The sequence below is a fragment of the Puia dinghuensis genome (assembly GCF_014642875.1).
GTDB lineage: Bacteria > Bacteroidota > Bacteroidia > Chitinophagales > Chitinophagaceae > Puia > Puia dinghuensis.
The window spans coordinates 823,200-845,946 of sequence record NZ_BMJC01000001.1 but is presented as its reverse complement, the minus strand read 5'-3'; the positions used below and the strand labels follow the sequence as shown (position 1 = coordinate 845,946).

23 protein-coding genes are annotated in these 22,747 nt (G+C 52.4%); 15 read left to right on the top strand and 8 right to left on the bottom strand.

What is annotated here, in order from left to right; translation table 11 throughout:
• Nucleotides 1-63 precede the first annotated feature (63 nt).
• The 4 genes from infC to IEY39_RS03280 all read left to right on the top strand — a co-directional run bounded on the left by infC (nt 64) and on the right by IEY39_RS03280 (nt 2,918).
• Nucleotides 64-651: a translation initiation factor IF-3 gene (gene infC, locus IEY39_RS03295; RefSeq protein WP_188928496.1), complete on the top strand. Its 588-nt coding sequence runs from the start codon at nt 64-66 to the stop codon at nt 649-651.
• 151 nt (nt 652-802) lie between these two features.
• Entirely contained in the window at nt 803-1,000 is a 198-nt protein-coding gene (gene rpmI / locus IEY39_RS03290) for a 50S ribosomal protein L35 (RefSeq protein ID WP_188928494.1), read from the top strand.
• 59 nt (nt 1,001-1,059) lie between these two features.
• A complete protein-coding gene (rplT, locus tag IEY39_RS03285; RefSeq protein ID WP_188928492.1) occupies nt 1,060-1,404 on the top strand; it encodes a 50S ribosomal protein L20 in 345 nt (114 codons plus the stop codon).
• Between the two features lie 116 nt (nt 1,405-1,520).
• A complete protein-coding gene (locus tag IEY39_RS03280; RefSeq protein ID WP_188928490.1) occupies nt 1,521-2,918 on the top strand; it encodes a type III PLP-dependent enzyme domain-containing protein in 1,398 nt (465 codons plus the stop codon).
• Nucleotides 2,919-2,932: 14 nt separating this feature from the next.
• On the opposite strand, the gene IEY39_RS03275 is transcribed toward IEY39_RS03280, so the two are convergent.
• Together IEY39_RS03275 and IEY39_RS03270 are read right to left on the bottom strand one after the other, a co-directional pair.
• On the bottom strand, nt 2,933-4,210 hold the full coding sequence (locus tag IEY39_RS03275) for a hypothetical protein (RefSeq protein ID WP_188928488.1): 1,278 nt from the start codon (nt 4,208-4,210) through the stop codon (nt 2,933-2,935).
• 180 nt (nt 4,211-4,390) lie between these two features.
• Nucleotides 4,391-4,831, bottom strand: coding sequence for an Hsp20/alpha crystallin family protein (locus IEY39_RS03270; RefSeq protein WP_188928486.1), 441 nt, complete (start codon nt 4,829-4,831; stop codon nt 4,391-4,393).
• Between the two features lie 221 nt (nt 4,832-5,052).
• Here IEY39_RS03270 and IEY39_RS03265 point away from each other — a divergent pair, with 221 nt between their 5' ends.
• From IEY39_RS03265 to IEY39_RS03225, 9 genes are all read left to right on the top strand, one after another.
• The gene (locus IEY39_RS03265) at nt 5,053-5,466 is read left to right on the top strand and encodes a BrxA/BrxB family bacilliredoxin (protein ID WP_188928484.1); all 414 of its coding nucleotides are present in this window, start codon (nt 5,053-5,055) and stop codon (nt 5,464-5,466) included.
• A 74-nt stretch (nt 5,467-5,540) separates the two neighbouring features.
• A complete protein-coding gene (locus IEY39_RS03260; protein WP_188928482.1) occupies nt 5,541-5,819 on the top strand; it encodes a hypothetical protein in 279 nt (92 codons plus the stop codon).
• A 49-nt stretch (nt 5,820-5,868) separates the two neighbouring features.
• On the top strand, nt 5,869-7,179 hold the full coding sequence (locus tag IEY39_RS03255; RefSeq protein WP_188928480.1) for a prolipoprotein diacylglyceryl transferase: 1,311 nt from the start codon (nt 5,869-5,871) through the stop codon (nt 7,177-7,179).
• Nucleotides 7,180-7,488: 309 nt separating this feature from the next.
• A complete protein-coding gene (locus tag IEY39_RS03250; RefSeq protein WP_188928478.1) occupies nt 7,489-9,966 on the top strand; it encodes a TonB-dependent receptor in 2,478 nt (825 codons plus the stop codon).
• A gap of 38 nt (nt 9,967-10,004) precedes the next feature.
• Entirely contained in the window at nt 10,005-10,496 is a 492-nt protein-coding gene (locus tag IEY39_RS03245) for a YajQ family cyclic di-GMP-binding protein (RefSeq protein WP_188928476.1), read from the top strand.
• 95 nt (nt 10,497-10,591) lie between these two features.
• On the top strand, nt 10,592-10,843 hold the full coding sequence (locus tag IEY39_RS03240; protein ID WP_188928474.1) for a type B 50S ribosomal protein L31: 252 nt from the start codon (nt 10,592-10,594) through the stop codon (nt 10,841-10,843).
• 14 nt (nt 10,844-10,857) lie between these two features.
• Complete coding sequence (locus tag IEY39_RS03235; RefSeq protein WP_229688748.1) at nt 10,858-11,994, top strand: putative sugar nucleotidyl transferase; 1,137 nt, start codon at nt 10,858-10,860, stop codon at nt 11,992-11,994.
• A 43-nt stretch (nt 11,995-12,037) separates the two neighbouring features.
• Nucleotides 12,038-12,799: a triose-phosphate isomerase gene (tpiA, locus tag IEY39_RS03230; RefSeq protein WP_188928471.1), complete on the top strand. Its 762-nt coding sequence runs from the start codon at nt 12,038-12,040 to the stop codon at nt 12,797-12,799.
• Entirely contained in the window at nt 12,796-14,136 is a 1,341-nt protein-coding gene (locus IEY39_RS03225) for an MATE family efflux transporter (protein ID WP_188928469.1), read from the top strand. The genes tpiA and IEY39_RS03225 overlap by 4 nt, the downstream gene beginning before the upstream one ends.
• Here IEY39_RS03225 and IEY39_RS03220 read toward each other — a convergent pair.
• Complete coding sequence (locus IEY39_RS03220; RefSeq protein ID WP_188928467.1) at nt 14,110-16,086, bottom strand: hypothetical protein; 1,977 nt, start codon at nt 16,084-16,086, stop codon at nt 14,110-14,112. The two genes, IEY39_RS03225 and IEY39_RS03220, sit on opposite strands and share 27 nt — an antisense overlap.
• A complete protein-coding gene (locus IEY39_RS03215) occupies nt 16,079-16,561 on the bottom strand; it encodes a hypothetical protein (protein WP_188928465.1) in 483 nt (160 codons plus the stop codon). Before IEY39_RS03215 ends, IEY39_RS03220 begins: the two co-directional genes overlap by 8 nt.
• A 40-nt stretch (nt 16,562-16,601) precedes the next feature.
• Here IEY39_RS03215 and lepA point away from each other — a divergent pair, with 40 nt between their 5' ends.
• Nucleotides 16,602-18,392, top strand: coding sequence for a translation elongation factor 4 (gene lepA, locus IEY39_RS03210; protein WP_188928464.1), 1,791 nt, complete (start codon nt 16,602-16,604; stop codon nt 18,390-18,392).
• 14 nt (nt 18,393-18,406) lie between these two features.
• Nucleotides 18,407-19,042: a PH domain-containing protein gene (locus tag IEY39_RS03205; protein WP_188928463.1), complete on the top strand. Its 636-nt coding sequence runs from the start codon at nt 18,407-18,409 to the stop codon at nt 19,040-19,042.
• A 32-nt stretch (nt 19,043-19,074) separates the two neighbouring features.
• Here IEY39_RS03205 and IEY39_RS03200 read toward each other — a convergent pair whose 3' ends face one another.
• The 4 genes from IEY39_RS03200 to IEY39_RS03185 are packed head-to-tail and all read right to left on the bottom strand — an operon-like array spanning nt 19,075 to nt 22,741.
• A complete protein-coding gene (locus tag IEY39_RS03200; protein WP_188928460.1) occupies nt 19,075-20,091 on the bottom strand; it encodes a hypothetical protein in 1,017 nt (338 codons plus the stop codon).
• 12 nt (nt 20,092-20,103) lie between these two features.
• On the bottom strand, nt 20,104-20,652 hold the full coding sequence (locus IEY39_RS03195) for a D-glycero-alpha-D-manno-heptose-1,7-bisphosphate 7-phosphatase (RefSeq protein ID WP_188928458.1): 549 nt from the start codon (nt 20,650-20,652) through the stop codon (nt 20,104-20,106).
• The gene (locus IEY39_RS03190) at nt 20,649-21,791 is read right to left on the bottom strand and encodes a glycosyltransferase (RefSeq protein WP_188928457.1); all 1,143 of its coding nucleotides are present in this window, start codon (nt 21,789-21,791) and stop codon (nt 20,649-20,651) included. Before IEY39_RS03190 ends, IEY39_RS03195 begins: the two co-directional genes overlap by 4 nt.
• 2 nt (nt 21,792-21,793) lie before the next feature.
• Nucleotides 21,794-22,741 carry a glycosyltransferase family 2 protein gene (locus IEY39_RS03185; protein ID WP_188928456.1) on the bottom strand — a complete coding sequence of 316 codons (948 nt, stop codon included), beginning with the start codon at nt 22,739-22,741 and terminating at the stop codon, nt 21,794-21,796.
• Nucleotides 22,742-22,747: the final 6 nt, after the last annotated feature.

Sequence of the window (22,747 nt, the reverse complement as noted above, 5' to 3'; positions counted from 1 at the left end):
CATTTGAAAAAAAGAAAATTTGCAGCTTCCGGCAGGGAGGGAAGTTGAACTTAAAAACAGTAAATGGCATTTCCACCGAGACCCCCACGCGGGAATTTCAATCCACGATTCAGAAAAGAACAACAACAAGAACATCGTACCAACCATATGATCAGGGTGCCACAGGTGCGACTGGTCGGCGACAATGTAGAAGTCGGCGTTTATTCCATCCAGGAGGCCATTAAGATGGCCCAGGAACAGCAGCTTGACCTGGTCGAGATATCGCCCACTGCCGATCCTCCCGTTTGTAAGATCATTGATTACAATAAATTCCTATACGAGAAGAAGAAGAAGGAAAAGGAGCAAAAGGCCAAGAGCAAGACCTCCGAGGTGAAGGAGATCAGGTTTACCCCCAATACGGATGACCATGACTTCGACTTTAAGGCAAAACATGCCGAGAAGTTTCTGAAGGAAGGCAACAAGGTGAAGGCCTATGTCCAGTTTAAGGGACGGGCCATCCAGTTCAAGGAGAGGGGCGAGCTCCTGCTTCTTAAGTTTGCTGAGCGGCTCAACGATTCGGGGGTGCTGGAAGGCATGCCGAAGATGGAGGGCAAGCGGATGTTGGCGATCTGGGCACCTAAATCCCAGAAAAAGAAGGAAAAAACCGCTTAAAGAAGGCAAATACCGCCTAAAAGCGAAAAAATCATAAAAAAGCCGCAGAAATGCGGTTTTTTTTATACCTTTGCCGCCCTTACCCAACCGGCTCCATAAGTGTCCCGCCTGTGCGGGGCCGCCATCAGGGTGAACTATAAAAGCATTCAAAATGCCAAAGGTTAAGACCAACTCCAGTGCCAAGAAGCGATTCAAAGTTACCGGCACGGGCAAGATCACTCACCAGAAGTCTTTCAAGCGTCACATCCTCACCAAAAAGTCCAAGAAACGCAAACGTAACCTCCGCAAGAAAGGTGAGGTCGCCGGTTCCCATTTGGATTTTGTAAAGCGGCTGCTGAGACTGAAATAGTCTCCGCCGGATTTGATTTGAAAGATCATTATTTGTTAATTCTCTAAAGTAAGTAAGATATGCCACGTTCAGTAAACGCCGTTGCTTCCCGGGCCCGCAGGAAACGCATTTTGAAAGAAGCGAAAGGGTTCTACGGCAAAAGAAAGAATGTATACACCGTCGCCAAGAACGTATTGGAGAAGGGTCTTCAATACCGCTATGTCGGCCGTAAATTGAAGAAAAGGGAATACCGCACGTTGTGGATCGCCCGTATCAACGCCGCGGTTCGTGCTGAAGGCCTCACCTATTCGCAGTTCATCCACAAATTGGCACAGAAAGGTGTCGGTCTCGACCGCAAGATCCTCGCCGACCTGGCCATGAATGAGCCGGAAACCTTCAAGAAGCTTGTAGCGACTGTTAAGTAATAGCAACGCATCGCATTATACGAGGCCGCCCGGATGGGCGGCCTTTTGTTATTTAAAAAAAAACCTACACATTTGCATATTCATAACCATTAATATAGAATAACCTGGATCAGTCAATGAACAATAGTTACACCGACCTGGTGACGCAAACCTTCAACTTCCCGCAGGAAGGTTTCGAAGTAAAAGATAACTACCTTCAATTTAACGGCCTTGATCTGAAAGCATTGATCGACAAGTATGGCACTCCCATGAAGCTGACCTACCTGCCCAAGATCGGCCAGCAGATCAATAAGGCAAAGAAAATGTTTGCCAGCGCCATCAAGCGCCATCATTACGAGGGCAAGTATCATTACTGCTATTGTACCAAAAGCTCGCACTTTTCCTTCATCGTCGAGGAAGCGCTGAAGCATGACATCCACCTGGAGACCTCTTACGCTTACGACATCGAGATCATCAAGAAGCTGTACGAGCGCAAGAAGATCACCAAGGACATCTTTATCATCTGCAACGGATTCAAGCAAAAGCCCTATACCAGCCGCATCGCTTCCCTGCTGAACAGCGGTTTCAAAAACGTTATTCCCATTCTGGATAACAAGGACGAGCTGCAGCAGTATAAACGCAGCGTCAAGGTTCCCTTCAAGCTGGGGATCAGGGTGGCTGCGGAAGAAGAACCTACCTTCCCCTTCTATACCTCGCGGCTTGGATTCCGGGCGCGGGACGTGCTGGAATTCTATGTCGATAAGATAGAAGGCAATGAAGACCGGTTTCAGTTGAAGATGCTGCATATCTTCCTTAACAAAGGTATTAAGGACGATATCTACTACTGGAGTGAGCTCAACAAGGTTATCAATCTGTATTGTCAGCTCAAAAAGATCTGTCCCGAGCTGGATTCCATCAACATCGGCGGCGGTTTTCCCATCAAGCATTCGCTGGGTTTCGAATACGACTACCAGTTTATGATCAATGAGATCGTCGGCAATATCAAAAAGGCCTGCAAGCGCAATAATGTGCCCATGCCGCACATCTTTACTGAATTTGGAAGTTATACGGTGGGAGAGAGCATGGCACATATCTATAGTGTCATCGGCCAGAAAATGCAGAACGACCGTGAGATCTGGTACATGATCGATTCTTCTTTTATTACCACTCTTCCGGATACCTGGGGAATCGGCGAGCGCTTCCTCATGCTACCGGTGAATAAATGGGATGGGGAGTACCAGCGTGTCGTCCTTGGGGGCATCACCTGCGACAGCCACGACTATTACGATTCCGAGGAACATATCAACGAAGTATTCCTGCCCAAGATCGTCAATGGCGAGCCGCTGTACGTGGGCTTCTTTCATACCGGAGCTTACCAGGACCAGATCAGTGGTTATGGCGGCATCAAACACTGCCTGATACCTTCGCCCAAACATGTCATCGTTGGCTACGACAAGAACGGCAAATTGACCGACTGGGTCTATGCCAAGGAGCAGACCGCGCAGAGCATGCTCAAGATCCTGGGTTACATGTAACTAAATTGCGCCCGTTAGTGCCTTTTTAGCCGGTATTTCTTGTTGACCTTGGGATTGTCGAAATAAGCGTTCAACTCTTCCTCCGTCATGCCGCTCGTATCTTCCAGCGGAACATCGATCAATTGCACCTGGGTCTGCTTGAGTTCGGTTTTAATGTTGCCGATCTTTTTGACGATGTCGGGGTCCTTTTCTCCTACCAGCGAATTGTCGTGGATCGTATAGTCCAGCCTTTTGATCGACGAACGGACCAGGCTGGCCTGGTTTTGCGCTGCCGTCTGGGGTGGAGCAACGCTTTCTTTCACCGGCACCATCGCGACGCCTACACTGGGCAGGATGGCGCCGGTCGTCGCGTCGTGGCTGCTGGTGGCGATGGTCCCGCCGAGGGCGGTGGTGGCTGTCGTCAGGTCAAATCCGTTGCGGGTATGGTTGGTTTTCTTCACTTTTTTGTCCAATTGGTAAAAGGCATACTTCAACTGCAGGATATAGGTGCGCATGTTCTTGACGGCGACATTGTACTGTTCTACCATGTAGGGATAGTTGAGCGCTTCCTTTACATAGATGCGGACGGTGGCGGTGTCCCGCATAAACACCTTGTTGGTGCCCACAAAATAGAGGATGAGCAATCTTGTTTTGGCCGAATCGCCATCCTTTACAAAATCATAAGGCGGACTCCAGGTAAAATCGTCATTACAGTTCTTTATGACGGAGTTGGTCTTGATCGGAATGTTCGAATAAAAATTCAGGCTTTCGATAGGGTAGGTTCCGGTCTCGCATTGGACGCGAAAATTGACGGTATCGCCTTCATCCACATATAGCACGTTGCTGACGGTGGGCTTCACATGGGAAGGAATGATCTCGGTGGTAAAAAAGCTGATGATGAAATTGGTGTCCAGCCGGTCTTTCGGATCGTTGAGGTTCTGAACACCCATGTTGACATGGTATTCATAATCATACTTGAGCCTGCCCGAAAGAAAGTAGGATTTATCCGCCTTGAAGGTGAGCAGCCCGTTCTCCCTGAGCCTTAACCCGGCCGGGGCATTCCGCAGAAAGAAGTAGTACCTGCCGGGGTCGCGGTTGATCTCGAACTGATAGGTGAGGGTGGAGTCGACGTGCACGTTGAAATAGGGGTTCATGTTACGGATGCGCAACGTAGAGTCATCAAATCGCCTGGAGGTATCCGATAATTGCAGCGGGGCACGGAACCCCGGATTCTGAGCAACCCCTCTTATACAAAACAACATTCCAGCCAATACGAAGAGCCAAAGCCTAAAGACGCTCGAAGGTTTAATCATATTTCTTGGATAAAATGGGTTAATTGAAGCTCGAAATTAACACAATCAATCTAAAAATCCGGCAAAAAAAAGCCAGGCCCCAAAGGGCCAGGCTGCTGTTATTCAACCAAAACCAACCAATTGTTATGAAAAAAGCACTATCGCCATCCGCCCTTGCATAGCGGCTCGATAATTAAATAGTTATTGAATAGCGATCTGCCGGGTGGATTCTTTTACCTGTTCCTTTTTGGGCAGATAAAGTTTTAGCACGCCATTTTCGTACTTGGCCTGGATGGCGTTGCTATCGACGCGTTCGTCCAGATTGAAGCTGCGTTTGAAGCTTCTGAAGGAAAATTCTTTGCGGATGGTCTTGTAGTCTTCGGTCTTGGTTTCTTCTTTCTTTTCGAAAGAGACCGTCAGTTGACCATTGTCAACAGACAATTTGAAGTCTTCCTTGTTGCGGCCGGGGGCGCTGAGCTCAAGATGGTAAGCCTCCGTGGTTTCGTGGATGTTCACTGGAGGGAATCCGAAACTTTCGTCACGACCGAGAGTGGAAGGAAAACCCTGGAAGAACTCATCCACAATGTTTGCAAAGCTCGAAAGGCTTTTGTGTCCGTTGTTGTTTACTTTTACGAGTGTCATAATCGATCTGTTATTTTAGATTTGTAATGTCAGTTGACGCAGAGAAGGGATCAAACGATATACCATCCGGCCAAAATCGATTTTTTGCAGCATTTTTGACGGCTAACCCACTGCTTCAATGACAGAATTTCATTTCAATTCCGTTTTCGATGACATTTTTGCATTGAACTTTTTACCTACTTTTGTGTTTTCTAATTATTCATTATAAACAATATATTACAATGTATCCAGCGGAAATAGTACTACCCATGAAGGAGGAGCTGACGGACAACGGATTTCACGAGTTGCTCAGCTCGAGCGAAGTTGAATCTCAATTACAGAAGACCGGGACCACCCTGGTGATGGTAAACTCTGTTTGCGGCTGTTCGGCCGGTTCTGCCCGGCCCGGGGTGTTGATGGCCGTTGCTAATAGCCCAAAGAAACCGGATTTTCTCACTACCAGCTTTGCCGGGTTCGACCTGGAGGCGGTGAACACGATCCGCGAGCATTTGCTGCCTTATCCGCCTTCTTCCCCGGCCATCGCCTTATTTAAGGATGGTAAACTGGTGCATATGATCGAGCGTCATCAGATAGAAGGCCGTCCGGCCCAGCTGATCGCACATAATCTTATCGCGGCCTTTGACGAGTATTGCTGATTTACGTTTTTTTAAAGCATGAAACCCCTCCCGTCCCGGGAGGGGTTTTTTTATTTACATTGTAATTCACATCTGTGGATAAGCTATGGAATGCAGGAATGGCGGGAATTTGGCGGGAAAAATGTTCCCCGTGGAACACTATTGTGGAACGGCAATCAACAACATTTAGTATTTGTGGAAAATATTTTTTCGGAAAAAATTCTGAAAAGCCCTATAAGACCCTCAACCTCCGGCTTTTCGGAGTAAAGAAAACCAAGGATGCTGGAAGCATCCCGTCCGAAGGACAGACAAAGGATCGTTTTGGCGGCGATGCGGTAAATTTGGGCCCGAGCGTATCGCCGCCAAAATTTTAAGCTGCATTGCCGCGGCAAAACCGTAGGTTTGTGCGATCGAAAGAAAACTATGTATCCCAACCTTTATTTCGCTATTAAGGATCTTTTCGGAATCTCATGGCCTCCTCTTCGTTTTGTAAACTCCTTTGGCTTCTTTGTCGCCCTCTCTTTTATCGCCGCCGCCATCACGCTTACCAAAGAGCTGAAGCGTAAGCAGAGGGAAGGGTTGTTACATGCCCGGGAAGAGGTGATCCTGATAGGGAAGCCCGCCAGCCCCACCGAACTGACGCTTAATTTTATCCTGGGGTTTCTGCTGGGATTTAAGCTCGTCGGCCTTTTTACGGCTGACAGCGCCCTCACCGCCAATGTCCAGGATTACCTGATGTCCATGCAGGGCAATCTCCCCGCCGGGTTGATAGGCGGACTCCTTTTTGCCGGGCTGAAATGGTATGAAAAGAATAAAAGGAAATTACCCCAGCCCCAGGAAAAGAAAGTGCGTATCTGGCCCCATGACAGGGTAGGGGATCTCACCATCTATGCCTTTGTCTTTGGTTTTGTGGGCGCCAAGATATTCAACAGCCTGGAAACCTGGAATGACTTTGTACGGGACCCTATCGGCTCCCTTTTTTCCTTCAGCGGGCTCACTTTTTATGGCGGGCTAATCTGCGCCGCGCTTGCCATCTGGTACTATGCCCGGAAACACGGCATCGGCTTCTGGCATTTGAATGATGCCGCGGCGCCCGGTCTGATGCTGGCCTATGCCATCGGCCGCATCGGCTGCCAGGTATCGGGGGACGGCGACTGGGGTATCCTGAACAGCGCCTATATCACCACAAAAACGGGGAAAGTGGCACTCGCCGGTCCGAATGATTTTACTCAAACCCTGCAACAGTACAGCCAGGTCTATCTGCCCCAATTCGGCAGCCTGGACAAGGTTCCGCACCTGTCGGTAAAGGCGCCTTCCTTCCTCCCCGACTGGTTCTTTGCCTACTCCTATCCCCATAATGTCATCAGCGAAGGCGCTCATATCCTGGATTGCAACACCCAATACTGCAGCCAGTTGCCCATTCCCGTGTTCCCGACACCGCTATATGAGACACTCTCCTGCCTGGCGCTCTTCTTTGTTCTATGGGGCTTGCGCAAACGGCTTACCATCCCCGGGACACTCTTTGCCATTTATCTCATTCTCAACGGGATCGAGCGTTTTTTGGTAGAACATATCCGGGTAAATACCACCTACTCCATCTTTGGCTTTCATCCCACCCAGGCAGAACTCATCTCCGCCGGTCTGGTCATCGCCGGAGTGCTCATCTATTTCAACCGGAAGCGCCGCGGGGTGCCGCCGCCACGAACGGCCACTGACGATGTCCGGGTCGGATAAGAGCCCGTTGCCAGCCTTCCGGGAATCTTTCCTTTCATCATTACATCGGTAACCTTCGTAACGTGTTGCCGTCATCCTTCGTCATAGGAAAGCGTAGAAAGGCCAGGCTTCTTGTCCAATCGTCACCGGAAACAGTACCCCCGTCAAGTTAAATTTCTGCCCCCCTGATGACACGGTAGTTTTGTCCCAGCCGCCAATTATCACTGGAATCGGCCATCCAACATAAAACAATATACTATGCAATGCAAAGTACCAATCTTTGTATTGTAATAATTAAGAAACAGTACTAAATATACAAAGCGACTAGTTATGAGAAACACTTTCACCCTTCTAACTGCCTTCGTTCTTCTGGCCTCGTTGCCCGCCATGGCCCAGGTCAACGGTAAGATCACCGGTACGACCCGGGATACCAAGGGGCAACCCATCGAAGCGGCTACTATTACCTTATTAAATGCAAAAGATTCGTCACGGCTGAAAGAAACGGCAACCGACAAATCCGGCGGGTTCACCTTTGAAGAAGTTCCGGCCGGGAAATACCTGGTCAAGGCTTCGTCGGTGGGCTTTAGTTCGCTGTTTTCCGCCCCGTTCGCCGTTGCAAAAGACGGGGCTGCGCGCAACGTGCCCCCGCTTGAACTGCCCGCTGCCCCCGCGACAAGCCTCGTAGCCGTTGCAGTAGTGGGTAAAAAGCCCTTTTTTGAGCAGAAAGCCGATCGCATGGTCGTTAATGTGGACGCTTCCCCCTCCAACGCCGGGTCTACCGCCATGGACGTTCTGGAGAAATCCCCCGGCGTCACCCTGGATAAGGATGACAATATCAGCCTGAAAGGAAAACAGCAGGTCACCATTATGATCGATGGCAAACCCACCTATCTCTCGGCTACCCAATTAGCCAGCTACCTGCGGAGTCTGCCGGCTTCCTCCATCGACCAGATAGAGCTGATGACCAACCCCTCCGCCAAATATGACGCTGCCGGCAATTCGGGGATCATCAATATCAAAACCAAAAAGAACAAAATGAAGGGGTTCAACGGTAACCTCAACCTCACCCATACCCAGGGCGTATATCCAAAACCCAGCGGCAGCCTTAACCTCAACTATCGCAACGGAAAAGCCAACTTCTTCCTCAACGCCGGCTATGCCCACTGGGAAGGATTCCAGCACCTGTCGATAACCCGGAAATACCTTGACGGAGATGCCGCCAAGACGATCAATTCCATCTTCACCCAAGAGACTGAAATGCATTTCATCAACCCCGAGATGAACCTGAAACTGGGGATGGATTACTACCTCACGCCCAAAACAACTATTGGATTCGTGGTGAGCGGCTTTCATAACCAGGAGCAGAACCGAAGCACCAGCAATATCCGGTTGCTCGACCCGCATTATAACCTTGATTCTGTTGTCTTCTCGCCAAGCACCAATACTACCACCTGGAACAACGGCAGCGTCAACCTCAACTTCCGTCATACCTATGATAGCACCGGCCGGGAGCTGACCGCCGACCTTGACTATGTACGCTACAGCGCCCTCAGTGACCAGTATTTCGATAACCTCACCTATGCCTCGGATATGGCCAAGCTGAACGAGACTATCCTCACCGGCCACCTTCCCAGCACGATCAATATCTATACCTTCAAGACCGACTATACCCGGCCCCTGGCCCATGGGTACAAATTGGAATCCGGCATCAAGCTGAGCTATGTCAACACGGATAACACCGCCAATTATTACAATCTGTTGAACAATGTGCCGGAAGTGGATACCACCAAGACTAACCACTTCCTCTATCATGAGAATATCAATGCCGCCTATATCAATATGACAAAAGAGATCAAAAAATGGAGTATACAGCTGGGGTTCCGGGCGGAAAACACCAATTACTTCGGCCATCAGTTGGGGAATGGACTGTCGGTGATCAATCGGGACTCCTCCTTTTCCCGCAGCTATGTCAACCTGTTTCCCACGGCCTTTATCAGCTATAGCATCAATGACAATAACCAGCTGACCGTCAACTATGGACGGCGTATCGACCGGCCCGCCTACCAGGATCTCAACCCCTTCCTTTTCTTCCTCGATCAGTACACCTACCAGGCCGGTAATCCCTACCTCCAACCCCAGTATACTAACAATGTCGAACTCTCGCATACCTGGCGGCACAAGCTGACCACGACGCTGAACTACAGCCATACCAACAACTTCTTCACCGAGACCTTCGAGCAATCCGGTCAGGCTACCATCGTCCGCAGGGGTAACATCGGCAGCCGTGAGGATGCCGGCATCGCGATCAGCGCCCAGCTGCCCATCGCCAAATGGTGGACGTCGATATTGTACAGCAACCTCAATTACAACAAGTTCAGCGGCATGTTATACGGTGAGAACCTCAATGTGTCGGCGACCACGCTGCTGCTCAATATGAACAACCAGTTTACCTTTAAGGGCGGCTGGGGCGGCGAGGTTTCCGGGTTCTACCGCACCAAAGGCGTGGAAGGGCAGGTCGTCATCTACCCCCTGGGACAGGCTTCCGCGGCCGTCTCCAAAAAGCTGCTCCACGACAAGGCCTCACTCAAACTGGCGGTGCGCGATATCTTTTATACCAACCACCCCCACGGTTACCTCAATTTCCAGCAGACGGAGGCTACTTTCAGCAACCGGCGGGATAGCCGCCAGGTAGCCTGCACCTTTACCTGGAATTTTGGCAAACCCTTTAAGGGCATGGCCGGCGGCAGAAGGCAAAACGGCGCCGGGGAAGAGGAGAACCGGGTGAAATCGGGTGGCAACGGTAATTAGTTGTAATAAGTTGTAGCTTTGACGCTCAACTCACCCATATGCCATCCTTTGATATCGTCAGTAAGGTTGACCCGCAACAACTGGACAACGCGGTCAACGTCACCAAGAAAGAGATCACCAACCGGTTTGACTTCAAGGATTCTCCTGTCACCATCGAATTGAACAAGAAGGATATGAAGATCGACCTCGAAGCGGAAAGTGAGATGAAACTCAAGCAGATAATGGATGTCCTCATCAGCCGGAGCATGAAGCAGGGCCTCGATCCCCTGGCATTCGATATGACAAAAGAACCCTATCAGAGCGGGAAGGTCACCCGGCAGGAGGTGCCGGTGCGCAACGGCCTCAAACAGGAAGACGCCAAGAAAGTGACCAAACTGATAAAGGATTCCGGGCTAAAGGTCCAGTCGCAGATGATGGACGATCTTATCCGGGTCACATCCAAGAAAATAGACGATCTCCAGGCCGTCATCAAACTCTGCAGCGGAGCCAACCTGGGTATTGCGCTGCAATATGTGAATATGCGGAGCTAGATTTATTTGGACCGCCGTCAGATAATATGTACCTTCGCGTTCCCAATAAAAAATTTGTACGGCAAAATCCGTACAACCTTTAAACAGAACAAATTATGAAAAAAGGTCTCCATCCGGCAAGTTACCGGCCCGTCGTCTTCAAGGATATGAGCAATGGCGAATCCTTCCTGAGCAAATCCACTGCCCAGACAAGAGAAACCATCAAGTGGGAAGACGGCAACGAATATCCCCTCATCAAATTGGAAATTTCCAATACTTCTCACCCCTTCTTCACCGGTAAGAACGTACTCGTCGACACGGCGGGTAGGATCGACAAGTTCAAGAAGCGCTACGAGAAGAAGAAATAATTGGTCTGCCGATCATGACAGCATCCCCTCTGCAAAGAGGGGATTTTTTTTATACCTTGCGGCCCATGTACGTCCTTCCATTACAGGACATTTCCTGTACCAACGACCTCCTTCCTTTTACCTCCACCCGTTCGGTGCTGGGCATCCGCATGGGCATCCTCACGTTATCGGAAAAGTGGATGCTTCTGCTGGGGCTCAATGGCTTTATGCTGAACAAGAATCCCTCTGCCCCCTCACTGCCTGCCAACATTCTGCCTACCCGCGCGCTTGCGGCCCGCATCCGCGAAGAAGCGAACCGCGAACTTTTCCATCCTGCCGGCCAGGGACCCTTCAACCAGGCCGCTATCGATCGCATCATCACCCACGGACGGCTCATCCGCTATCCCTGGCACATCTTTCAACACAACGCCGAAGCGCTGCTCGAAGACTTTGAACTGATAACGACCGGCCGCGAATCCCAACCCATTCCACCATCCGTCCGGGCCATCAACCCGGAAGCGATCTTCATCGAAGCCGGCGCCAACGTGCAACATTGCGTGCTCAACGCCTCCACCGGGCCCATCTATATCGGTCCGAAGGCCGAGATCATGGAAGGCTCGCTCGTCCGCGGGCCCTTTGCCGCGTGCGAAGGCGCTACCGTCAAAATGGGAGCGAAGATATATGGCGCCACTACCCTGGGCCCCTATAGCACTGGCGGGGGCGAGATCAAGAACACGGTATTCTTCGGGTATTCCAATAAGGGGCATGATGGCTACCTGGGTGACGCCGTCATCGGCGAATGGTGTAACCTCGGCGCCGGCACCAGCGCTTCCAATCTGAAGAACAACGCCGGTACGATCAGGGTCTGGCATCCGGCATCGGGCAGCTACCTCGACGCAGGACAAAAATGCGGTCTGCTGATGGGAGACTACTCACGGACCGCGATAAATACTTCCTTTGACTCGGGGACGCTCACCGGTGTCTGTTGTAATATCTTTGGCGCAGGCGTACCGCCAAAATATATTCCTGACTTCAGCTGGGGACATAATGGCTCGGTGCGCTATGAATGGGACAAGGCCATCCGCGACATCGCCAGCTGGAAGAAAATGAAAAATCAAATTTTTACCGATAGCCAGGTCCTGAGATTAAAACATATTTTTGAGTCCTTATAAACCAGGAGCCCCCGGAGGGGGCTCGCAAACAAAACATCCATCAATGAGACAACAAATTGCAGCAGCCAACTGGAAGATGAACCTTACCTATCAACAGGGAGAACAATTGCTGGATGCCATCCTGAAGGAAAATATCGCCCTTGCCGATCATCAGGCGGCCGTTTTCGCCGTTCCTTTTCCTTACCTGATGATGGCTTCGCAGAAGCTGTCCGGCAGGACAAACTATTATGTCTCCGCGCAAAACTGTTCCGACGTGAAGGCGGGAGCCTATACCGGAGAGGTGTCGGCGGAGATGCTGAAGTCGATCAACATCGGTTATTGTGTGCTGGGTCATAGCGAAAGAAGGGAATATTTCTCCGAACGCAACCAATCCCTTGCGCAGAAGGTGCAGCTTTGCCTCGACAACGGCATCACCCCCATCTTCTGTTGCGGTGAGTCCCTGAGCATTCGGGAGGTCGGCGCGCAGGAAGGATTCGTGGAGACGCAGCTGATGGAATCGCTTTTTCATTTTTCGGAGGCCGATATCCGCAAAATAGTCATCGCCTACGAACCCATCTGGGCCATCGGTACCGGGAAAACGGCAACCGCCGCCCAGGCTCAGGAGATGCATGCCCATATCCGTCATCTCTTTGCAAAAAAATACAACAAGGCGACGGCCGATCATATTCCCATTCTTTATGGCGGCAGCGTAAAGGCGGCTAATGCAATGGAGCTCTTTCATTCGCCCGACGTTGACGGTGGATTGGTTGGCGGCGCCTCCCTCGTCGCCACGGAATTCATTTCCATCATCCGCGCGCTGAAATGAAGTTGCTCACCGGACTGCTGGATGATGGCGTAACGGCAACCGACCGGCGACGTATCCTCCGGGGGACGATGCATTCTTTTCTTATCCAGGGTGTCTCCATCGTCCTGGTCTTTGCTTCCAACTGGTGGCTGGTAAGATCGACCGACACGGCATCTTATGGCTTGTATGTGCATGTCTTCAATTGGGTGAGCATCCTCGCCATCCTGGTGATCGGCGGACGCGATGACCTGGTGCTGGCCCAATTGCCAAAGTATATTGCCGCCGGGCAGGGTGCACGGGTGTTACGTCTGGTAAAGGGGACCAACGGGTGGATCCTGCTGTCGACCCTGGTTGTTTGCGGCGGATTCATAGCGCTGATCAGCTTATTGCCGCTGCGCTCGCTGAGTGAGCACCGGAGTCTCTTCCTCATCGCCGTGGCGGCCGTCTATTTCTCCGCCGCTCTTTCCCTCAACCAGATGATCCTGCAGGCGCTGAACCATATCCGGCAGAGTCAGCTGGTGGAAAAGATCGCCCGGCCGCTGCTGCTTATTGTCTTCACAGGCTTATTCCGCCTATCGGTGACCCGATTTGACAGCCGCACCCTCGTCCTTATCGCTACTGCGGTATCAGCTCTTTGTTGCTTTGTTATCCTGTGGCTCGTCTATCGTACTATGCGGCGATTCGATGCTGACGCGGCGGCAGCGGCGCCTGCGGAAAGCCACGGCAGGAAAACGGCCTGGTTTTTTTCCATCAGCCTGTTAAACCTGCTGAGCACAAAGGTGACGATGCTGATGCTGCCCCTCTTCGTCGCCGCAGAAAGCGCTATCGGCATCTTTAACATCGCTTATCGGTTTGCCGATCTGCTTATATTGCCCTTCTTTCTTATGCATGTAGTGCTACCCCAGCTGTTTGCCCGCCACTCCATCGAAGAAAAGGAATATACCCGGAGTCTGTTCAACGAGAGCACGCGGTTGATGACGGTGCTTTCCATTCCCCTCTTACTGGTGAATATGCTGGCCGGGCCCTTTCTGCTTCGCTTCTTTGGCCACGATTTTGGCACCGGCTACAATGCCCTTGTCTATATCAGTCTGGCCCAGCTGCTGTTTTCCCTGTTTGGGCCTGCCAATACGATCCTGATGATGCAGGGACGCGAAAAATATTCCGCTTATTGCCTGATGGTCTATGTGGCCGCGCTCATCGTGACCAGCAGGCTGCTTATTCCGGGGGGAGGCATCACGGGCGGGGCCCTGGCCATCCTCATCAGCAGCGCCGTCTATAATGGACTGCTTGCGGTGCTTCTTTATCGCTTCTATGGCATCTGCACCCCCTTCCTAAGCTTCCTTGTAAAACCCCGTTAAGGCATCGAACCCCGTTAGGGCATCGAAAGCTTGTTGGAAATGCTCTTTTGTAAAAAAGGAAAAGGCGCGGTCGATCTCCTGCCGAAGCCCCGCATAGTAGCTGTCGTCAGTCAGCAACCGCTGCAGGGATACCACCGCCTCTTGTACGGAAGCATAGGGTAGGAGAGCGGTGCGGAACGGGTCGTCGAGAATAAACTCCGCCGGCGCCAGCGCGGGGATATTGTTGAGCAGGAGGTCGGCCGTAAGTCCGCTGGCCGTAGTCTGGCCATAGATCTCGGGGCTATTGCGGCTGCTCTTTTTATGTACGCGCAGCGGACTCCAGAGCAGGCTGGCATCGCGGATTGCCGCTTCGTACACTGTTTCAGGGACATACTCTGTATAATATTGCAGGCGGAACAGGTCCGATTCGAGCTGTCGCAGCTTTGTGGTTATCTCCTGGCCGTAAGGAGTGCTGCTGTCCCCAAGGATGACAAGCCGCACCGGCCTTGGTGGCTGCCAGCAGCGGAAGCATTCAACAACGAATCCAAAGTCCCGCCGGTTGGGGTCTACCGAACCGGGGATCACGATGGAAAAGGTTTCCTGTTGGTCCCACTCCCTTGAAGAATAGAACCGCGAAGGGATAAACACCGCCGTGGCGCGGGGCATCCGCTGCCGGAAACGGTCGGCCATCGCCGGCAGGAAAAAGGTATAATGTCTTATCCGCCGGTGGAGAAGGGCTTTGGCGAACGACTCCGTCCGGTCGCGCCACGAACCAAACGCGTAAGCAAAATATTCATTCACCTCATGCACCGTAAGGCTTACGTGGAGGCTTCCCGCGACCCATAACCGCAGGCTAAACACCAGCAGGTTGTTATCGAGTGTGCTCAGGTGGAGATGGCTGCACCGGTGACGCCGCAGATACCCGAAGATCTGGCGGATAAAGGCCCGGTTGGACTGTCCTTCCGCCTGGAGGATAAACTCCGTCCGCGGCCAGCGGGATTCCGGGGTGCCCGTACCGGAGATGTTGCGATAGGAAATAGCCGGAAGGAAGACGACGACCCGGGGGAAACGCATGTCGCAGCCATCGAGCAGGGCCGGCAGGTTCTCGTGGTGTGTCGTCTCATAGACAACCATCACCGGCTGTCGGGGGCGGGTGTCTATCCAGAGGGTGATGCCACCCAGCAATATCGTCCAGTAAGGGATGCGCATCACCAGCAGATCGGCCGCGACAAAAACAACCGCCAGCGCCAGCAACAGCCGGTCGAAGCGCCGGGTAAAAAAGCCGATGAAAAATACGGCTTCCAGCGCTACGCCACCCAGGTAGAACAGCTGGGCGACGCCGGGATGATCGATAAGCCAGCTATAGACCCGGCAGGAAAACCCGATACAATCCCCGCTGAGCAGGTCGCTGTGGTGTACCAGCAGGATACGGCTCATTTCCTCCCCGTTGAAGACGGCACCCCGCGCGATCTTCCAGATGGCGGCGGATACAAAGAGATACAAAAAGTAATAGCGGCAGCCCGCGAGGATGCTATAAAACCGGTCGGCCCGGTTGGTGAGAAAGGCAAAAGCGAGCAACAGGTAAAGGATAAAAGGCTCGAGATGTACCTGCCAGAAAAGATCGGCCAGCAACAGGTAGAGAGCGAGGAACAGCGTGAAGACTCCGCCAAGCCATGGCGAGAAGCGTCTGCGGCGGATGGCGTAAATGAACAGTGCAACGGGCAACAGGAAGGCAAGGGTATCGGCTGCTGCAAAACATAGCGGGTGGACGATCATAAAGCGGGGAAGGCCTGTGCCGATGACGACCAGTTCGGTGAGATCGCGGTTATAGTGGAAGACCACGGGCTGTATTTGCGCCAGCAGCCGGTGGTCGATGGCGAAAAACAGGAAGACTGCAAAATAGAACAGGAAATAGATTGCCAGCAATAGCTTTTTATCGCGGCTGTACTCCATGCGTTGCCGGCTATCCATTGAAGAAGGTTTCGATTCTTATCAATCGCAGCCGCCCGGCCGTCCATCGATACCAGGCCTTGTTCACCTGCACTGTTGTAATAGGATGACCCACCAGGCCGCTGAGATAGCGCTTATACCATGGGATAAAGGAGCCGGTATTGTCTAAGTTGGGTTTCAATTCGTTATAAAGCGAAGATAACCCTGTTTTCCGCATTCCCGCCCCCAATTTTTCCTTGTCAAAGGCATAATCGCCGGTGGCGAGCTGCTTTTCATAGGCTTCCAGCGGTATTTGCACCATATCCCAGCGATAGATGGCGAAGTCGGTTGGGCGCAGGAGCCTTCCGTCGACCCGTACTTCGAGCACTTCTACGCTGTCCGGCAGGGCAAAAGATTCCGAGAACATACCATAGTGAACAAAGGGAAAAACAGTGACGGAATGAGTCAGATCGATGGCGATCTGCAGGATAAAAAAGCCGATGATCCAACGGTTCATACCCCTAATTTATGGACCTATTTGTGTAGATTTGCAGCGAATGAAAAATATACGGAATTTTTGCATTATTGCCCATATCGACCACGGAAAAAGTACCCTGGCAGACCGGTTGCTGGAGATGACCAACACCATCTCCCAGCGGGATATGCAGGCCCAGGTGCTCGATGATATGGACCTCGAACGTGAGAAAGGGATCACCATCAAGAGCCACGCCATCCAGATAAACCATACCCATAAAGGCGAGAAATTCGTCCTCAATCTCATTGATACACCGGGCCATGTGGATTTCAGCTATGAAGTTTCCCGGGCCCTGGCCGCCTGTGAAGGAGCCCTGCTGCTGGTGGACGCCACCCAGGGGATACAGGCCCAGACCATTTCCAACCTCTACCTGGCCATCGGCAACGACCTGGAGATCATTCCGGTTATCAATAAAATTGATATGGACGGGGCCATGGTCGACGAAGTGAAGGACCAGATAATCGAGCTCATCGGCTGCAAGCCGGAGGATATCCTGCTAGCCAGCGCCCGCACGGGTGTCGGGGTGCCCGAAATACTGGAAGCCATCGTGGAAAGGATACCGGCTCCTGAAGGTAACCCGGATGCCCCGTTGCAGGCCCTCATCTTCGACAGCGTCTTTAACTCCTTCCGGGGGATCATCGTCTACTACCGCATCCTCAACGGCAGCATCAAGAAGGGGGATATCGTACAATTCGTCTCCACCGGTCAATCCTATGGCGCAGACGAAGTGGGGATACTCAAGTTGACCCTTGACCCCAAGCCGGAAGTAAGGACCGGCGATGTAGGCTATATCATCACCGGCATTAAAAATGCCAAGGAAGTAAAGGTGGGGGATACCATCACCCTCGCCAGCAACCCCCATCCGGAAATGGTCCAGGGTTTTGAAGAAGTAAAGCCGATGGTCTTCGCGGGCATCTTCCCCGTCAATACGGATGACTTCGAAGAATTGCGGGATTGCATGGACAAGCTGCAGCTGAATGACGCCTCTCTCACTTATGAGCTGGAAACTTCCCAGGCCCTCGGCTTTGGTTTCCGGTGCGGCTTCCTGGGTATGCTCCACATGGAAATTATCCAGGAAAGGCTGGAACGTGAGTTCAACCAGACCGTCATCACCACTGTGCCAAACGTAAGCTTTGTCGCCTATACCAGCAAAGGCGAAGAGATCATCGTCAATAACCCGGCCGAGATGCCGGACCCGACACGCATCGACCGCATCGAAGAACCCTATATCCGGGCGCAGATCATTACCAAGCCGGAATATATCGGCAATATCATGACGCTCTGCCTCGGGAAACGAGGTATCCTCATCAACCAATCCTACCTGACCACTACCCGGGTAGAACTCGTTTTCGAAATGCCCCTGACCGAGATCGTGTTCGATTTCTACGATAAGCTGAAGAGCCAGACCCGCGGGTATGCTTCTTTTGACTATCACCCTATCGACAGGCGGGACAGCGACATTGCCAAGATGGATATCCTGCTCAATGGTGATAAGGTGGATGCCCTCAGCGCCCTTATCCACCGGAGCCGTGCCAATGATTTCGGCCGCAAACTTTGTGAGAAGCTGAAAGAACTGTTGCCCCGGCAACAATTCCAGATCGCCATCCAGGCCGCTATCGGTGCAAAAGTCATCGCCCGGGAAACGATCAGCGCGCTGCGCAAGGACGTGACGGCAAAGTGTTATGGCGGGGACATCAGCCGTAAGCGCAAACTCCTGGAGAAGCAAAAGGAAGGAAAGAAACGGATGCGGCAGATCGGTAATGTGGAGGTTCCACAAGAAGCTTTCCTGGCCGTGTTAAAGTTGGACGATTAAAAAATCTTTCATATATGCGGACGCCGCTTCAGAAAGGAGAGAAGATACTGCTCGTCACCTATAGCAGCTGGACTTCCCTGGTGATGCCTGTCCTTATCACCTTGCTGGGAATTGCAGCCGCTGTTTTCATTGTCTGGTATTTACATTCGGTCTGGGGCTGGCTGGCCGCGGTACTCGCCGCCGGCTACTGGCTCATCCGCTACTACACCTGGAAGGCCAATATCTGGGTGGTGACCAATTTCCGCGTCATCGACGAAACCGGCTTACTGAGCCATTATGCCAAGGAAAGCCCGCTCGACCATATCAACAACGTCTCCTACGACCAGACACTGGCTGGCCGTCTCTTCAACTTTGGGCATGTGGAGATACAGACAGCGGCACAGGCCGGTGCAACGGACTACTACAACGTGAATCATCCCAAACGCCTGAAAGATACCATCACCGCCGCCCAGGCCGACTACAAGAATATGCAATACAGCAGCCAGGCCATGCAGATGGCGGCAGCACTCGACGCCCGCAACGGTGGCGCCCAAAAGATGGATGCACCGCAAGTCGCGGCCGAACTGGAAAAGCTGTTTGAATTGAAAATGAAGGGCGCGCTCACAGAAGAGGAATATCTCCGCGCCAAGAAGCGGTTACTCGGACATTGAGTCCGGCGGGGCTCGTGGCGCCCGATCGGCCGCTAGCTACCGGGTTTTTTCGCCGGCGCCGGCTTATCGTTCTTTTTCTTCTTTGCATTCTTATCCGACGACTCCTGCAGCTTCGTTTCATCGATATTACCCTGGTCGTCCAGTATCTTCCCTTCCGTCGGGGCCTCCCCGTCCTTTAATTTGAACGTGAACAATTTTTTCTCTATGTGCAACCAGTGGCCATCCTTCCATTGAAAGGCTTCGAAGTCACCGTCGGGGACATACGTATCTTTCTTTTGTGGCTGGTCTCCTTCCGGAACAAGATGATCATAGACGACCATGTCCATTTCGGGATCATAATTGAACCGGGTGGCGGCCTCTTTCTTGTATTCGATGTTGAAGCGGTATTGCATCTTTTTATGTACCGAGTCCCCGGCAAAAGAGAAGTAGGGTCCGCCGAATTGCGGCTCCCCCGCGGGATTGAAGGTTAGCACCTCCATCCATTTCTTGTTGCTGGTCTCGCTGTAGTCATCAAAACCCAATAGCGTATAATAGTTGCGGCCTTCCCAGGTCTTCTCGATGATGCGGTAGTAGATCGCGCCGATCCAGTTCTTTCTTGTCCGTACGGAATCATCCGGTTTATCCGTAAACATGGATGCGTCGAACAGCGGGAACAGCTTTAACGACCCATCCGGCTGGTTCATCTGGATGGCTCCTTCCTGCAGATACAAAAATTCGTCTTTTTTGAACTGCCACGTAAAGATGCGGAAGGTGCTGTCGGGAGCATAGAGATGAGAGATCGTCTGCAGGGAGTCGAAAGGATAATAAAAAGAATAAGGCTGTTTCAACGCCCTCACCAGTGACCGCACAAACTGGCTGTCCGACCTGAACCGGACCTCAGGAGTCGCTGCATTGACAATACTGTCGGAATATCCTTTCAGGGAATCCTCCCGCTGCCGGAGATCTTGTTGCACCGCGGGCGACAAATGCTGTGCTTCGGCGGGAAAGGAAAGCCCCACCAGGCAGGACACCGCCAGGAGCAGGACAATGGATGGGCGGGAGATATGCATGATAGTGTAAAGTTACAAATGTTTTGCAAAATCGGCCAGCGAGGGGAAGGCCATATCGATCGCAGGGTGGGGCAGGGGCTGTTCGGGGCTGGTGGTGGTCAGAAAAGCGGTATACATCCCGGCATTTCGGCCAAATTCCATGTCGCTGAGGTTATTTCCTACCATGATGCTTCGGGCGAAGTCGACGCCGGGGAGATCGCGCTGCGCCGCATGCGCCATGCCGGGCTGGGGTTTGCGTAAAGGATGGGCGTCGTCGAGGGAATCCGCATAGTAGATGCGGGAGATGCGCCCACCCGCCAGTTCGATCTCCGCAACCATCTTTTCATGGATATCCTGCAGATCGCCTGCCGTCATCATTCCCTTCCCCACGCCCCGCTGGTTGGTGACTATGACGATGTGGCCGAATACCGCGGCACAGCGTCGTAAGGCCTCCGGGACACCTTCATAGAAAACGAATTCTCCATAGTGGAAGATATAGCTGTTTTCCTTTTCTATGTTGATGACCCCGTCACGGTCGAGAAAGAGGGTCCAGGATGCATCTATTTGTTGGAAAGGGATCATTTGCTAAGGCTAAGAATGGTTTCTACCAGGCGGCTCCAGGAATACTTTTCCTTCTCCGTCCGGAGGGCGGGGAGAAAATAGCTTCCCCCCAATACAAAGAATCGCAGGATGGCGTCGGCCATGGCCCTGGGTTCTGGTTCAGCCACCAACCCAACCTGCTCATGGGGCACCAGGGAGGGCAATCCACCCACATTGGACACGATCATCGGTTTCTCAAAATGATAGGCCAACGGAGTGACGCCACTTTGCGTGGCATTGCGATAGGGCTGTATCACCGCGTCCGCAGCACAGAGATAATCCCGCACCTCGCTGTCGGGGATGAAATCGGTGCGCAGCAGCAGCCGGTCGCCGATGCCCAATCGGTTGATCAGTTCGTGATAGGGAGCGGCTTCTTCATAGAATTCGCCGGCCACCAGCAGTTTGATGCCCAGGTCGGCGACCCGCGGGTCGGCCATGGCTTCCAGCACGATATCCAATCCCTTGTATTTGCGGATAAACCCAAAGAAGAGCAACACCCGGTCTTTGTCATCGATGGCCACTCCTTTGTCCCGCAGCAGCTGCCGGGCGGTGGTCTGCAGGATGGGTTCGCCAAAATTATCGTATAGCGGATGGGCTACCTGTTGTGCCGGTTTGATCGGTTGAAACGTACGCAGATCGAGCATTACCTTTTCGCTCATCGTGATATAGCCATCGCAAGCTTTCAGGAAATACCGGGTAAAAGGCTTGTCGCCCGGTCTTTTCTCATGGGGGATGACATTATCCGTGATCGCGATGATGCGGGTATGCCGGTTTTTTCTCACCCGCCTCAGGATGGTCCCCAGGGCCGGGCCCATTAAGGGGAGCCAGTAACGGACGACGATGATATCCGGTCGCAACCGCCGTAGTTCTTCTCCCACCGACCACCAGTTGAAGGGGTTGATGGAATTGATACGGGAAAGAATGGTCAGCCCTTCGGGTGGCGGATCCGTGCTGTATTGCGTCGTTCCGGGAAAGAGAAATCCCGGGTATTGCAGCGAGAACGAATAGATGGGGCACGCATATCCCTCCTTTATAAATTCGCGGGCGAGCCGCTGGTCAAAGGTAGCCAGGCCTCCCCGCAACGGGTAACCGGGACCCATGATGACGACGGTGCCTTTCATGACTATTCGAGCCCTTGTTTTTGTTCGATAAGATAAGCGTTGCGTCCCGGGGAGTTACGGGAGATGAGTTCGGCGACAAACCCGGTGAGGAACAGTTGCGTCCCTACCACCATAGCAGTGAGGGCGATATAAAAAGACGGTTTGTTGGTAAGGGTGAAAGTTGACATGTTATCAAGTTTCTGAATCACGAGGGAGATTGTTTCACCGAAACCAATGAGCCCGCAGATGACGCCAAAAGGTCCAAAAAAATGCATCGGCCGCTTACCATATTTACCCACAAAGGTGATCGAGGCCAGGTCGAGCAGCCCCTTCAGCCCCCGGCCCAGACCGCCGAATTTCGTATAGCCATACTTCCTTGGCCGGTGCTGGACTACTTTTTCCCCGATCTTTTTAAAGCCCGACCATTTGGCGATGACGGGGATATAGCGGTGCATCTCACCATAGACCTCGATGCTTTTTACTACTTTGTTGCGATAGGCTTTTAACCCGCAGTTGAAGTCATGCAGCTTGATCTTGCTCACCCTGGCCGTCGTCCAGTTGAAGAATTTGGAAGGCAGGGTCTTGGAGAGGGGGTCGTGCCGTACTTTTTTCCAGCCGCTGACCATATCGTAGCGGTCTTCGAGGATCATCTTGCGCAACTCGGGAATCTCATCGGGACTGTCCTGCATGTCAGCGTCCATCGTGATCACTACGTCACCATGTGCGGCCTTAAACCCCTCATTAAGTGCAGCGGACTTGCCATAGTTGCGCTGGAATTTGATGCCCTTGATATTGGGATTGGACTGGCGAAGGTGGGTGATCACTTCCCAGCTGCGGTCGGTGCTGCCATCATCCACCAGGATCACTTCGTAGGAGAAGTCATTCTCGTGCATGACCTTTTCTATCCAGCTGCACAGCTCGGGTAGGGACTCATCTTCGTTGTATACCGGTATGACGATTGATAATTCCATTCCTGG